This window comes from Streptomyces sp. NPDC107765, assembly GCF_055657085.1.
The window spans coordinates 960,574-974,381 of the sequence record NZ_JBVKBL010000001.1; the positions used below are offsets into that span (position 1 = coordinate 960,574).

Consider the following 13,808-nt stretch of genomic DNA (forward strand, 5'->3'; position numbering starts at 1 on the left):
CCGGACGGTGAGCGGGGCCGGGCCGGCCGCTCAGGGGGCCGTACGGTCACCACGGCCTGCGGAATCCGGTGGTCAGTTGGTCGCCGCGGTGCCGCCACTTGGGTTCCTGGTCGACGGTCTTGGCCGTGATGTCGCGCAAGCGGCGGACGACCCCGCCGTACGCGGCGCTGGCGGTGCTGGAGAGCTTGCTGCCGGGCGGCTCGTCCATGAACGGCATGAACTTGTCGGGGAAGCCGGGCATGGTGCAGGCGATGCAGATGCCGCCGACGTTGGGGCAGCCTCCGATGCCGTCCATCCAGCCCCGCTTGGGCACGTTGCATTTGACCACGGGACCCCAGCAGCCGATCTTCACCAGGCACTTCGGCGAGTCGTAGGCGGTGGCGAACTGGCCCTGCTCGTAGTAGCCGGCGCGGTCGCAGCCCTCGTGGACGGTGGCGCCGAAGAGCCAGGTGGGCCGCAGCTGGTCGTCGAGCGGGATCATCGGGGCCGCGCCGACGGCCTGGTAGAGCAGGTAGACCAGGGTCTCGGCGAAGTTGTCCGGCTGGATCGGGCAGCCGGGCACGCAGACGATCGGGATGCCGGCCTTGGACTTCCAGTCCCAGCCCAGGTAGTCGGGCACGCCCATGGCGCCGGTCGGGTTGCCGGACATCGCGTGGATCCCGCCGTACGTGGCGCAGGTGCCGATGGCGACGACGGCGAGGGCCTTGGGGGCGAGCCGGTCGATCCACTCACTGGTGGTGATCGGCTGGCCGGTCTCCGGATCGTCGCCGAAACCGCACCAGTAGCCCTCCGGCTTGATGGCCTCGTTGGGGATGGACCCCTCGATGACCAGCACGAACGGGTCGATCTCGCCGCGCTCGCCCTTGAAGAACCACTCGATGAAGGTGTCCGCGCCGCCGACCGGCCCGCATTCGAAATCGATCAGCGGCCAGTGGACGGCGACCTTGGGCAGGCCGGGCAGCACGCTGAGCGCGATCTCCTCGATGCTGGGCTGGGTCGCGTTCGTCAGCGACACCGAGTCACCGTCGCAGCTCAGGCCGGCGTTGATCCAGAGGATGTGGATCGGCGGCTGGTCCTCGGTGGACGGCTTTCCGTCCGCGGCGGACTGGGGAGCCACGCTCGATGCTGCGGACATGGGGCCTCCTCGGCGGATCTACAACGAAAGCCTCATATGGGGCTTCCGTTCACCTTGGTAACACCCCGCGTGGTCCGCGGCCGGTTGTCCTGGGCCGTTGCGGTGATGGCCCGGAAAAGGGTCGAGGGCGCCCGGAGCACCGGGCGCCCTCAACAAACTGTGCCGGCCGTCAGCCCAGCGAACCGGCCTGCACCGCGGTCACGTCGAACCGGCCGCCGCACACCCGCAAGCCGCGGCTGCCGGTGGTCATCGACTCCTTGGAGCCGGGCGGGTAGACGAAGACGATCTGCGAACGGCTCCAGCAGGGGGTGTCCGACACGCCCTCGTTGACGGTGTGCAGCACCGCGTGCGCGCTCTGCCCCGGCTGGAGACGGACCGCACCGCCCGGGCCGCCCTCGCGGGTGGCGGGCTTGCCGACCGGGGAGCCGTCCCGCTGGATCAGCGAGACACCGGGGAAGCCGCGCAGCGTACAGGCCTTCTTGCCCTTGTTCGTGAAGACCAGGGGGTAGCGGATGTTGCCCGCGCCGATGTCGGAGGCGCCCAGCCGCAGCGACATGTTGGCGGCGGTGCAGCGGTCCGACGCCGTCATGGCGGAAGCGCGCGACTGCGTGGTGCCCGGCACGTTGCCCTTCGCCTTGCTGCCGGCGGATGCCGAATTCGCCGAGGGCCGCTCGCCACCGGCCGACTGCTGGGCGCCGCCGGTCGTGCTGCCGGACGGCTTGGCACCGCTGCCGGCCTCCTGGGAGGTGGCGGGTGCGGCGGCCGACGAGGGGCGGGAGGCGGCGCCGGTCCCGTCCTGGCAGGCGGTGAGCGTGAGCGCCGCGACGGCGATCAGCGATCCGGCGGCGACACGGCGGCCACGGCCGAGTGTCTTGGTGGTGAGCGACATGAGTGTCTCCCCCTCGTCTGGTAGGTGCGAGCTCGTCGTTTGGTTGCGTACGGTCCGTCCGTTGCTCTTCCAGCGTGGCCCCGGGCGTTGCCGGTCCGCTAACGAGGCACTAACACACCACTAACGAGCCGGCCCGGGCGGCGCGCCGATACCCCCGGCACATCTTTGACCAGCCGGGATTCCGGGGCGCCGCTCAGGCTCGCAGAAAATCCCCGAGTTGCGGACGCGGCACCACCAGGTTCGGCCTACTTCCCGGGTCCCTGGCCGGCTCCGATGGCCGGCGGATCGGCGACCGGGTTGCCGTAGAAATCCCGGTTACCCCCGTTCGGCACCGTTACGCCCGCCCCCCGCGCCGGGGAGCCGGCCCGCGGCCGGGCGCTCCTTCCGTTCCCCCCGGTCCCGCTCCGCCCGGTTGACGGCCGCGAGCACGGCCCGCAGAGAGGCGGTCAGGACGGAGGTGTCCCGGCCCGCGCCCCAGTACGGGACGCCGCCGATGCGGCAGCGGACGTAGGCGACGGCGGCGCTGTCCGGCCCCGAGGTGAGGGCGTGTTCGGCGTAGTCGAGGATCTCGGCGGGGTGGCCGGCGGCCGCCAGCGCCGCGGTGAACGCGGCGAGCGGACCGTTTCCGGTGCCCTCGGCCTGCCGGGCGTCCTCAGGGCTCCCGGCGCGGCCCAGCGTGCAGCGGATCCGGTGCTCACCCGGCACGGACTCGGTCGCGGTCCAGGAGTCCAGGGTCAGCGGCCCCTCCTCCCCCGGGTCGAGATAGCTGCCGCGGAACAGTTCCCACAGCTCCTTGGGGGTCGCCTCCTGCCCGCTGTCGTCGGTCGCCCGCTGGACCACGCGGGAGAAGTCCGGCCGCATCCCCTGCGGCAGGTCCAGCCCGTGGTGCAGCCGCAGCAGATGCGCGATCCCCCCTTTGCCCGACTGGCTGTTGACCCGGATGACCGCCTCGTAACTGCACCCGAGATCCGCGGGATCGATGGGCAGGTACGGCACCGTCCACGGCGCTTCGGACTCGGGCACGCCCAGTTCGGCGGCGCGCCGGGCGTGGTGGGCCAGACCCTTGCTGATGGCGTCCTGGTGGGTGCCGGAGAAGGCGGTGTGCACCAGGGTGCCGGCATAGGGGTGCCGCGGGTGGACGGGCAGCCGGATGCAGTCCTCGACCGTGCGGCGCACGGTCGCGAGGTCGGAGAAGTCGAGCATCGGGTCGACGCCCTGGGTGTGCAGATTGAGCGCGAGGGTGACCAGGTCGACGTTCCCGGTCCGCTCGCCGTTCCCGAACAGGCACCCCTCCACGCGCTGCGCCCCGGCCAGCACGGCGAGTTCCGCGCACGCCACGCCGGTGCCGCGGTCGTTGTGCGGATGCACGGAGAGCACGACCGCGTCCCGTCGCTCCAGATGGCGGTGCATGTACTCGATCTGATCCGCGTACACGTTGGGGGTGGCGACCTCCACCGTGGCCGGGAGGTTGTGGGTCACCGGGCGCTCCGGGGAGGCGTCCCAGAGCTCGGTCAGACCGTTGCAGATCTCCAGGACGAGATCGGGCTCGGTGAGGTTGAAGACCTCGGGCGAGAACTGGAACCGGATGTCGGCCTGCGGGCGGGCCGCGGCCAGCCGCGCCATCTCGGTGGCCGCGTCCCGCACCAGGTCACGCACCTCGGTCCGGCTGCGGCCGAGGACCACCTCGCGCCAGGTGGGTGCGGTGGCCGTGTAGAGGTGCACAACGGTGCGCGGCAGCCCGTCGATGGCGGCGAAGGTCCGCTCGATGAGCTCGCGTCGCGCCGGGGTGAAGACGACCACGGTGACGTCGTCCGGCACCGCGCCGCTCCCGGCCAGATGGCGGACGAAGTCGAAGTCGGTGCGGCTGGCGGAGGGGTAGGCGACCTCGATCTCCTTGAAGCCCATGGAGACGAGCAGATCGAACATCCGGCGCTTGCGCGGGATGTCCATCGGTTCGGCGAGCGCCTGGTTGCCGTCACGCAGATCGACCGGCACCCACAGCGGGGCCCGCTCGATCCGGGCGGCGGGCCAGGCCCGGGTGGTGCGTGGCACCTCGACGCGTTGGTGCACGGGCCGGTAGCGGTGGGAGGGCATCGCGCTGCGGCGCTGCGGGTTCCACACCGGCGCATCGGCGGGGACGGGGCCGGAGGGCGTACGGAGGGCGGGGGCGGGGGCCACGGGGGTGGGGATGACGGGGGCGGGGGTGAGTGCGAGGGAGGGGCCGGTGGGGGCCGTGGTGCCGGTGGGGGCCGTGGTGCCGGTGCTGGTGCGGGAGTTGGTGGTGCCGGAGTTGGTGGTGCTGCGGTCGGGGCTGGACATCTCGCGGGAGATCTCGTGGGACATCGCGTTCCTTCACAGGAGCCGGAGGGAGACCGGCAGCACCGAACCCCGCGGCGGGGTGCCGGTCGCGTCAGGCCCCGCCACGGCGGCCGAGAAGGAGACCACGCAGCGTCATGCCGGGTACAGTAACCACACATCAACTCCTCAGACAACCTGACGTGTTCGGAAAGTGCGAGGTACCACGGCATGCCGCTCGAAGCGCTCCGCCCCAGCCCCCTGGTCGAACAGGCCGCCCAGCGGCTGCGGGACCAGATCACCGGGGGCGACTGGCCGGTGGGCACCCGGCTTCCGGGTGAGACCACCCTGGCCAAGACGCTCGGCGTCGGCCGCTCCACGGTGCGCGAGGCCCTACGGGCGCTGGCCGGTGCGGGACTGGTCCAGCCACGCCAGGGCGCCGGGGTGTTCGTGATCGCGACCGAGCCCACCGAGGACTGGCCCACCCGGCTGCGCCGCGCGGCCGTCGGCGACGTCTACGAGGTCCGCGCCATGGTGGAGGTACAGGCCGCCCAACTGGCCGCCGTCCGGCGCACCGACGACGATGTCGCCGCCCTGCGCGCCGCCCTGGAGGGCCGCCGGACCGCCGCCGGGTCCGGCACCGCAGCGTTCGTGGACGCGGACATCGCCCTGCACGCGGCCGTCGTCGCGGCCGCGCACAACCCCGTACTGGCCGATCTCTTCACCGAGTTCGTGCCCGCCCTGCGCCAGGGTCTGATCGACCTCGTCGAACTGCTGGACCTGCGCGGCCGGGACCCGCAGCCCGGCGACGCCCGGCACGCGGCGCTGGTCGACGCCGTCGCGAACGGCGACGGCACGACGGCGAGCCGGATCCTTCGGGAGGAATTCGACGAAACCCTGGGGCAGTTGGCGGAGCGGTGAAGGGGCAGTTGGGAGAGCGGTGAGGGAGAGCGTCCGGGCGGGGCCGGTGCTGTGCGGTGCGTTGCGGTGTGGTGCGCCGCCCTCGCTCAGCTGTCTGGGGCGGACGGCTGGAAGTTGGGAGCGGACGGCTGGAGGTCGGGGGTGGTGGACGGCTGACGGTCGGTCGCTGCCGGCTGGAGGTCGGGGGCGGACGGCTGAAGGCCGTGTGCCGGGGGCTGGGTGAGGGTCAGGTCGAGGGTCTGCTCGGTGCCGCCGGGGAGGGATATCGGGGTGGCGTGCGGCGGATAGCCGGCCGCGGTGAGGGTGTACCGGCTGCCGCTCAGGCCGGAGAAGGCGAACGCGCCGTCCGGTCCCGTGACGGTGTGCCCGGTGACCGTGCCGTCCGCGAGGAGGGTCACCGCGGCGTCGGCCAGCGGGCGGCCGCCCGGTCCGCGTACCGTGCCGCGGACGGTGGCGGCCGGTCGCAGCCGGACATCCTGCCGCTCCTGACCGGCGTCACCCGGCACGTCCACGGCACGGGCCTGCGGCTGGTGGCCGGGCGCGCTGAGGACCAGGGTGTAGCTGCCGGGCGGGAGTTCGGTCACCTCCCACCGCCCCTCGGCCCCGGCGGCCGTACGGGCCACCACCTCGCCCGCCGCGTCGGTGACGACGATGCCGCCGCCGGCGAGCGGGGTGCCCTCGGGGCCGCCGCGCAGCGTGCCGTGGAGCCGGCCGCTGACGGTGAGCAGCAGATCGGTCTCGACGGTCGTACCTGCCCCGCGGTAGGTCGCGGAGGCGGCGTACGGGGCGTGTCCGGGCGCGGCGCCGGTCAGGACGTACGTACCGGCCGCCGGGGCGGCGAGCGCATACCGCCCGTCGGACGCGGCGGTGGTGACGCCGGCCTGCCGGCCCTGGCGGTCGATCAGCGTGACGCTCGCACCGGGGACCGGCCCGCCGTGGGACCCGAGGACCCGTCCCCGGAATCCGGCCCGGGGGTCGGACGCGGCCCCGCCCTCCTCGCCGCCCTCGCCGGCCCCGCGGCTGATGTCGTAGCTGATGTCGTAGCTGTTGCCCTGGTCCGCCCCGCGGTCGATGCCGTCGCCGTTGCTCTGGTTCGCCCTGCGGTCGGTGTCATCGTCGCTTCCCTGACCACTCCGGTGGTCGAGGTCGTCCTCGCTGCCCTCGCCGGTCCCCTGCTCGGCCTCGCCCGTGCTCTGGGCAACCAGGGTCGGGCGGGACGGCTTGCGCTGTGACGGCAGGAAGGAGGCCAGCGCCACGCCGAGGACGACCGCGGCCGTGGCGATCAGGAAGGAGACCCGGAAGCCGGCCATCGTGGGCACCGCGACCGGGCCCATCGGCTGGGACATATGGGCCAGCACCATGCCGATCACCGCGCTGGACACCGAGGTGCCGATCGAACGCATCAGGGTGTTCAGGCCGTTGGCCGCGCCGGTCTCGGAGGCGTCGACGGCGCCGATGATCAGCGCGGGCAGCGAGGAGTACGCCAGCCCGATGCCGGCGCCGACGACCACGGCGATGATGACGGTCTGCCAGGCGGCGTTCATCAGGCCGATGCCCGCGCCGTATCCGACGGCGATGACCAGCATGCCCAGCAGCAGCGTCGCCTTCGGGCCGCGGCGGGCCGCGATCCGTGCGTACACCGGCGCGACCAGCATCATGGTCAGCCCCAGCGGCGCCATGCACAGGCCGGCCACCACCATGGACTCGCCCAGGCCGTAGCCGGTCGACTCGGGCAGCTGCAGGAGCTGCGGCAGCACCAGCGAGATCGCGTAGAAGGCCACCCCGACCGTGATCGAGGCGAGGTTGGTCAGCAGCACCTCGCGGCGGGCGGTGGTGCGCAGGTCCACCAGCGGGTCGGCGATGCGCAGTTCCATCACGCCCCACAGCACCAGGACCAGCACCGCGATCCCGAACAGCCCGAGGGTGGTGGGTGAACTCCAGCCCCAGTCACTGCCCTTGGTGATGGGCAGCAGCAGCGCCACCAGCCCCGCGGAGAGCCCGACGGCGCCCGCCACGTCGAAGCGGCCCGGGGCGCGGACCGGCGTCTCGGGCACGAGGAGCAGGGTGAGCAGGATGGAGAGCACGCCGAGTCCGGCGGCACCGAAGAACAGGCTGTGCCAGTCGGCGTGTTGGGCGACGAGGGCGGCGGCGGGCAGCGCGAGTCCGCCGCCGACGCCGATCGACGAGCTCATCAGGCCCATGGCCGAGCCGAGCCGTTCGCGCGGCAGCGCGTCCCGCATGATGCCGATGCCGAGCGGTATCGCGCCCATGGCGAAGCCCTGCAGCGCCCGGCCGACGATCATCGTGACCAGATCGCTGGTGAACCCGCAGACCAGCGAGCCGACGACCATGACCGCGAGGCTGGTCAGCAGCATCCGCCGCTTGCCGTAGAGGTCGCCGAGCCGCCCCATGATGGGGGTTGCGACGGCACCGGCGAGGAGGGTGGCCGTCATGACCCAGGTGGCGTTGCTCGGTGCGGTGCCCAGAAGCACCGGCAGGTCCTTGATGACCGGTACGAGCAGCGTCTGCATCACCGCGACGACGATGCCGGCGAAGGCGAGGATCGGGACGATGGCACCGCCGGCTCTGCGCTGTCCGTCCGCGGCCGGTCCGGACACCGCGGGGGCCTCGGTGGCGCCCACGGCACCCACGCCCCTTCCGGGGAGCTGATCCGTCGTCGTCTGCGTCATACGTGCGGCCTCCAGGCAGCGGAAGGACTGTCGTCAGAAGTCGTGAGAAGCGTGAGAAGTCGTCAAGGAACGGGGCAGGGCGTCGACACGGCGAGCCCTTGATACGTGCATGACGAACGTTTCAACTCGGCGGCCTATTCCGCACGTCGGGAGGCATCCGCATCACCGCACGGTGATCTGCCTCACGCCGCCCACCGGACCGACGAGAACCAGTGAAGCGCACACCACTGACAATCCGACGCACGAAGAAGGCGCCGCGGCTTTTCCGCGACACCTTCCCGAGGTCTTCGCAAGGCCTCCGGACCGCGATCGATCAACACCGCGTGCGCGGTATGTTTCCTTGCCCGAATTCTGCGCTTTGCCCCACACGTCCCGCGGGGGATTCTCAGCTCGCGACGACATCCAGCCCGGTGCCGGCCCCCGCCGCGGGCTGCGCCTTCCGCTGCAGTTCGGCGGTCAATTTCTCCCCGCGCTCGGGGTCGAGATTGAGCTTGGCGAGGATGGCGGGCACGGCAATGCTGGGCAGCGTGTGCTGGAAGAAAACGGTCAACCGGTGGGAGAGGTCGGCCCGGTTGGAAAACGCCTGCGACATCATCTGCAACCCGGCGAAGGCGCCGACGAAAAGCTCCGCGGTGTCCCGCACGTCAACACTCTCCAGCACCTCGCCGCGCCCCTTCGCCTCGCCGAACAACCCCTCGACGAACTGGCTCCAGGCGAGCATCGACTGCCTGCGGTCCAGGTGATTGGAGCCCTGCTCGACGGCCAGCCGTGCGGCCCCGCGCTGAATCGGGTCGGTGCGCAACCGGAAGGCCAGCACGTGCCCGGAGTCGACGAATTCCTGGAGTTTGATCGGCTGCGGCGCGACGGTGATGTCGAGCACCTGCTCCTGGAGGATGGCGAGCGCGAGCTGCTCCTTGGAAGCGAAGTGGAAATACAGGGCGCCCTTCGTCACGCCGGCGCGTTCGAGGACTTCGGCGATCGTCGCACGGTCATAGCCCTGCTCGTCGAACACCGCGGCGGCCGACTCCAAGATCACTCGCCGGGTCCTGATCGCACGGTCCTGTTGCGCCACAGGACGCCTCCTGTCTCTCGAAATCTTCCAATTCCGCCGGTGTGGCCACCACGTCAAGTCGCCCCGCCACCAGCGTATTTCCCCCTTCCCTCAGCCCGGCATTGAAAATAAAACCGGATGGTACGTATCTTAACAGCGATGGACCTCATCCCGTAGAGACGCCTGGGGGCAGCCATGAGCGACACGATGCACGTCAGCGGCACCGCTCAGCCCGCGACCCCACCGCAGCTGCACCACCCCCGCAACCCCGGCGACACCGTTCCGCCCCCCTCCCGCGCACGCGTCCCCCGGGAATGGGTCCATCGCCCCCTCCTCGATGACGTGCTGGTCACTTCCTGGCGGCGCGTGGACGACGCGCACTTCGCGCTGACCGCCGAGTGGCCCCACGAACACGGGTATTTCACCACCCCTCACGGCCGGCATCATCCCATTCTCACCGGGGAGACCATCCGCCAGGCCGGACTGTTGCTCTGCCACACAGAACTCGGCGTTCCGGTCGGCCACCACTTCATCCTCGGCGACCTCGTCTACACCATGGACCCCGAACACCTCGCCGTGGGCGACCGGCCCGCGTCCCTGACGATCGACGTCACCTGCAGCAAGCTGCGGATGCGGGCCGGCACGCTGGTGAGCGGCCGGTTCGACATGACCATCCGTAAGGCGGGCCGGATCGTCGCGACGGGCCACTCCAATGTGACCGTCACCTCGCCCGGTGTCTACGGCCGGATCCGCGGCGACCGCCTCACCGCCCGGCGCGACCTCCGCCCGCTGCCGCCCGCCGTCGCGCCGCACCTCACCGGCAGCGCCACCGAGCAGGATGTCCTGCTCTCCCCCACCGACCGGCCGGACCGCTGGGTGCTGCGCGTCGCCCCCGGTCACGCCGCGGTCGTCAACCCGGCGAACGACCATATCCCCGGAATGGTGCTGCTCGACGCCGCACAGCAGGCCGCCCGCGCCCGCACCGCGCCCGGCGGCTTCGTCCCGTACGCCGTCGGCACCGAATTCCGCCGTTACGCCGAGCACGGCGTGCCCTGCGTGATCGAGGCCCGGCACGTCCCCTCGGCGCTGCCCTCCAGCACCACCGTCCAGGTCACCGGCACGCAGCACGACGAGCCGGTCTTCGTGACCACCCTGACGGCCCTGGACGCCCGCGACTGAGCGACGCGGCTCACCCGCCGCCCACACCGCGCGGCACAGCCGGCAGCGCAGCAATCTCCCCCGCATGCCACAGTCATAGGCGGCCGCATGCCCGCCTCGCCTACATGGAAGGCCAACACTCATGGGTGACCTCAACGGGAAGACCGCGCTGGTGACCGGCGCCAGCCGGGGCATCGGCCGGGGCATCGCCCAACGCCTGGCGCAGGACGGCGCGCTGGTCGCCGTCCACTACGGCAGCAACGACATCGCGGCCAAGGAGACCGTCGAACACATCAGAGGCGCCGGCGGCAGGGCCTTCATAATCGGCGCGGAACTGGGCGTGCCGGGCGACGCCGAGGCCCTCTTCTCCGCCTTCGACGGCGGACTGGCGGCGCACGGCGCACCGGCGGGCCTCGACATCCTCGTCAACAACGCCGGGATCAGCCTGCCGGGGCACATCGACGAGGTGACCCCCGAGGAGTTCGACCGCATCCTCGCGGTCAACACCAAGGCGCCGTTCTTCGTCACCCAGCACGGGCTGCGCCGGATGCGCGACGGCGGACGCATCATCAACATCTCGTCGGCGGTGACCACTACGGCGTTCCCGTCGACCATCGCCTACGGCGTCTCCAAGGGCGCGGTGGAGACCCTCACCCTCACCCTCGCCAAGGACCTCGGCGAGCGCGGGATCACGGTGAACACCATCGCGCCCGGCTTCGTCGAGACGGACATGAACGCCGCGATGCGGGCGACGCCCGAGGCCCATGCCGCACTGGCGGCCATCTCGGTGTTCAACCGGCTCGGCCGCCCCGCCGACATCGCCGACGTCGCCGCGTTCCTCGCCTCCGACGACTCCCGGTGGATCACCGGGCAGCGCATCGACGTCACCGGCGGGTCCATGCTCTGAGCGCGCCGCCCGCCGGCGGGGTTCAGAGCGGGCGCGGTGCGGCGCCCTCCAGGCCGAGCAGCCGCCGCTTGGGTTCCGGGCCGGCCGCGTAGCCCGAGAGTGAGCCGTTCGCGGCGATCACGCGGTGGCAGGGCCGCACGATCAGCAGCGGGTTGCGGCCGATCGCGGTCCCCACCGCACGGACCGCCGCCGGCGCCGCCCCGATCGCCTCGGCGACCCGCCCGTACGTGGTCGTGGTGCCGTACGGAACGGCCTCCAGGGCCTGCCAGACGCGCCGCTGGAAGGCGGTGCCACGGGTGGCCGCGGTGTCGGCGTACTCGATGTCGAAGCGGGTCGGCGTCCCGTCGAAGTAGGCCCGCAGCTGCCGTGCGATCCCGTCGAACGCGGCGGGGTCGCGGACCCAGCCGTCCTGCACGGCCGCACCGCCCTTCTGCCCGGGCAGGGACAGCGAGACGAGCGCGGTACCGCCCGGTGCGGTGGCCGACTCCTGCCCGACCAGCAGGAGTTCGCCCAGCGGGCTGTCAAGGGTGGTGTAGAGCGTCATGAGTGTCACGGAATCCACTGTGCCGCAGGTCGCAGGCGTGCACCGGCGGAAATCGGACGTCGTGCTGCGGAGGAACCCAGCCTCCTGCCCGGCCGGTGGCTCAGGCGGACGGCATCGGCCAGTCGTCCAGCGAACCGCCCCGCCATTCGACCAGCCGCGGGTCGTCGAGCCGGATGTCCTCCGCCGGACCGGCGACCCCCGCGCGGCGGAGGAATTCGGCCACGTCGCCGCGGCCGTGGGCCAGGCCGACGATCTGCCCACGCACGGTCACCCGTCGTCCACCGGACGGCGTCGGCGGGTGCACGATGACTGGCGGGTGCTCGGTCATGCCTCCAGCGTGCGACGGGCGGCGCACTCCCGCACGTCGGCCGCCTCCAGGGGCAGCAATCGTTGCCCACGCAAGGAAGCCCTCCATGGACTCCCCACAAGGAATGGTGTTGCCGTGCAGAGAAACGCCTCGGGAGCGGACCCCCTGGCCTCGCCGGAGTACTTCCGGGACCCGTATCCGCTGCTCGCCGCCGTGCGGTCGCGCGGTCCCGTACAGCGGATCAGGACCGGGAACGGCCGGACGACGTGGCTGGTGACCGGATGGGCCCAGGCGCGGGCGGCGCTGGCCGACGCCCGGCTGTCGAAGGACACCGCCCGCTACTTCGCCGACCGGCCGAGCAACCGCAACCTGGCCCCGGCGGTCAGCCGCACCCTGCTCGCGACCGACCCGCCGGACCACGGACGGCTGCGGAAACTGGCGATGACGGCGTTCACCCCGGCGGCCGTCGCACGCCTGGAACCGCGCATCCGGGTGCTGGCCGGGGAACTGGCCGACGCCCTGGCGGAACGGGACGAGGCGGATCTGGTCGAGGGCTTCGCGGTGCCGCTGCCGATCGCCGTGATCAGCGAGCTGCTGGGGGTCCCCGAGCCGGACCGCGCGGCGGTACGGCGCTGGTCCGACGAGCTGTTCGCCGCGGCCGCCCCGGACACCGTGGACCGTGCCTCCCACGCCCTGAGCGGCTATCTGACCCGGCTGATCGCGGACCGGCGCGCGGCCCCCGGGGACGACGTCCTCAGCGGGCTGATCGCCGCCCGGGACGACGACGACCGGCTCTCCGAGCCCGAACTGGTCTCGCTGGCCGCCCTGTTGGTGGTCGCCGGGCACGAGACGACGGCCAACCTCATCGGCAACGGCATGGTGACCCTGCTCCGTGACGACGCCCTGCGCGCCCGGCTCCGGGCCGACCCCGCACTGCTGCCCGCCGCGGTCGAGGAATTCCTGCGCCATGACGGCCCACTGACCGTCGCGACCTTCCGCTACGCCACCGAACCGCTGGTCCTCGGCGGCGCCACGATCGCCGCGGGCGATGTCGTGCAGGTCGCGCCCGGTGCCGCCAACCGCGATCCGGCACGGTTCGACGCACCGGACTCCGTACGACTCGGCCGCACGGGCGGGCACCTCTCCTTCGGGCACGGCCCGCACCACTGCCTCGGCGCGGCACTGGCCCGCGTCGAGGCCCGGATCGCGTTCGAGGTGCTGCTGACGCGCTGGACCGACATCCGGCCCGCGGGCGGACCGGACGCGGTGGAATGGCGGCGCACGCGTCTGATGCGCGGACCGGCACGTCTGCCGGTGACATTCGTCCGCTGACTCGACGGGGAGCCGGGAACGGGGAGTCGGGAGCGGGGAGTCGGGAGCGGGGACTCCACGGGGCGTGGGGAACGGGCACACCGGCGCCGCGACCGCAGTGCGGCGGTCGCGGCGCCGGCCGTTCCGGAACCGTCGCGGGACGTAAGCCCGCGGACCGGCTCAGCCTTCGGTCGAGTGTCCGGAGAGGCGTTCGACGCCGCGGAGGAGGGCGGAGTGGTCGAGGCCGCCGTCGCCTTGGGCGCGTAGGGAGGCGACGAGTTGGGCGACGACGGAGCCGACGGGCAGGGCGGCGCCGACGGTGCGGGCGGCGTCGGTGACGATGCCCATGTCCTTGTGGTGCAGGTCGATGCGGAAGCCGGGGGCGAAGTCGCGGGTTTTGAAGTTGTCCTTCTTGCGGGTCAGGACGGTGGAGCCGGCCAGACCGCCATTGAGGACGTCCAGGGCGGCACCCAGGTCGACGCCGGACTTCTCCAGGAAGACCACGGCTTCGGCGCAGGCTTGGATGTTGACGGCGACGATGAGCTGGTTGGCGGCCTTGACGGTCTGCCCGGAGCCGTGCGGTCCGCACAGCACGATGGT

At 72.2% G+C, this 13,808-nt stretch carries 12 protein-coding genes; 4 read left to right on the forward strand and 8 right to left on the reverse strand.

Annotated features, from left to right (window positions below):
• Positions 1–46: 46 nt before the first annotated feature.
• The 3 genes from ACZ7MX_RS04435 to ACZ7MX_RS04445 form a co-directional block, all read right to left on the reverse strand.
• Complete coding sequence (locus ACZ7MX_RS04435) at positions 47–1,135, reverse strand: NADH-quinone oxidoreductase subunit B family protein (RefSeq protein WP_030416750.1); 1,089 nt, start codon at positions 1,133–1,135, stop codon at positions 47–49.
• A gap of 169 nt (positions 1,136–1,304) precedes the next feature.
• A complete protein-coding gene (locus ACZ7MX_RS04440) occupies positions 1,305–2,024 on the reverse strand; it encodes a DUF4232 domain-containing protein (protein WP_472129202.1) in 720 nt (239 codons plus the stop codon).
• A 315-nt stretch (positions 2,025–2,339) separates the two neighbouring features.
• Entirely contained in the window at positions 2,340–4,118 is a 1,779-nt protein-coding gene (locus ACZ7MX_RS04445; RefSeq protein ID WP_472129307.1) for a 2-isopropylmalate synthase, read from the reverse strand.
• A 432-nt stretch (positions 4,119–4,550) separates the two neighbouring features.
• On the opposite strand from ACZ7MX_RS04445, the gene ACZ7MX_RS04450 reads away from it, so the two are divergent.
• Positions 4,551–5,240, forward strand: coding sequence for a FadR/GntR family transcriptional regulator (locus tag ACZ7MX_RS04450; protein ID WP_472129204.1), 690 nt, complete (start codon positions 4,551–4,553; stop codon positions 5,238–5,240).
• Positions 5,241–5,326: 86 nt separating this feature from the next.
• On the opposite strand, the gene ACZ7MX_RS04455 is transcribed toward ACZ7MX_RS04450, so the two are convergent.
• Both ACZ7MX_RS04455 and ACZ7MX_RS04460 read right to left on the reverse strand, forming a co-directional pair.
• Positions 5,327–7,930, reverse strand: a complete 2,604-nt coding sequence (locus ACZ7MX_RS04455) for an MFS transporter (RefSeq protein ID WP_472129206.1) — start codon at positions 7,928–7,930, stop codon at positions 5,327–5,329.
• Between the two features lie 385 nt (positions 7,931–8,315).
• A complete protein-coding gene (locus ACZ7MX_RS04460) occupies positions 8,316–9,002 on the reverse strand; it encodes a ScbR family autoregulator-binding transcription factor (protein WP_472129208.1) in 687 nt (228 codons plus the stop codon).
• A 174-nt stretch (positions 9,003–9,176) separates the two neighbouring features.
• On the opposite strand from ACZ7MX_RS04460, the gene ACZ7MX_RS04465 reads away from it, so the two are divergent.
• Together ACZ7MX_RS04465 and ACZ7MX_RS04470 are read left to right on the forward strand one after the other, a co-directional pair.
• Entirely contained in the window at positions 9,177–10,160 is a 984-nt protein-coding gene (locus ACZ7MX_RS04465; RefSeq protein ID WP_472129210.1) for a ScbA/BarX family gamma-butyrolactone biosynthesis protein, read from the forward strand.
• A gap of 121 nt (positions 10,161–10,281) precedes the next feature.
• Positions 10,282–11,046 carry a glucose 1-dehydrogenase gene (locus ACZ7MX_RS04470; RefSeq protein ID WP_472129212.1) on the forward strand — a complete coding sequence of 255 codons (765 nt, stop codon included), beginning with the start codon at positions 10,282–10,284 and terminating at the stop codon, positions 11,044–11,046.
• A gap of 22 nt (positions 11,047–11,068) precedes the next feature.
• Here the strand turns inward: ACZ7MX_RS04470 and ACZ7MX_RS04475 are convergent, their stop codons facing one another.
• Both ACZ7MX_RS04475 and ACZ7MX_RS04480 read right to left on the reverse strand, forming a co-directional pair.
• The gene (locus ACZ7MX_RS04475; RefSeq protein ID WP_472129309.1) at positions 11,069–11,590 is read right to left on the reverse strand and encodes a methylated-DNA--[protein]-cysteine S-methyltransferase; all 522 of its coding nucleotides are present in this window, start codon (positions 11,588–11,590) and stop codon (positions 11,069–11,071) included.
• 100 nt (positions 11,591–11,690) lie between these two features.
• On the reverse strand, positions 11,691–11,918 hold the full coding sequence (locus ACZ7MX_RS04480) for a hypothetical protein (RefSeq protein WP_030417114.1): 228 nt from the start codon (positions 11,916–11,918) through the stop codon (positions 11,691–11,693).
• Between the two features lie 114 nt (positions 11,919–12,032).
• Between ACZ7MX_RS04480 and ACZ7MX_RS04485 the strand changes: the two genes are divergently transcribed.
• Positions 12,033–13,229, forward strand: coding sequence for a cytochrome P450 family protein (locus tag ACZ7MX_RS04485; RefSeq protein ID WP_472129214.1), 1,197 nt, complete (start codon positions 12,033–12,035; stop codon positions 13,227–13,229).
• A 159-nt stretch (positions 13,230–13,388) separates the two neighbouring features.
• Here ACZ7MX_RS04485 and ACZ7MX_RS04490 read toward each other — a convergent pair.
• The coding region (locus tag ACZ7MX_RS04490) for an NAD-binding protein (protein WP_472129216.1) at positions 13,389–13,808 on the reverse strand (420 nt) is incomplete at its 5' end.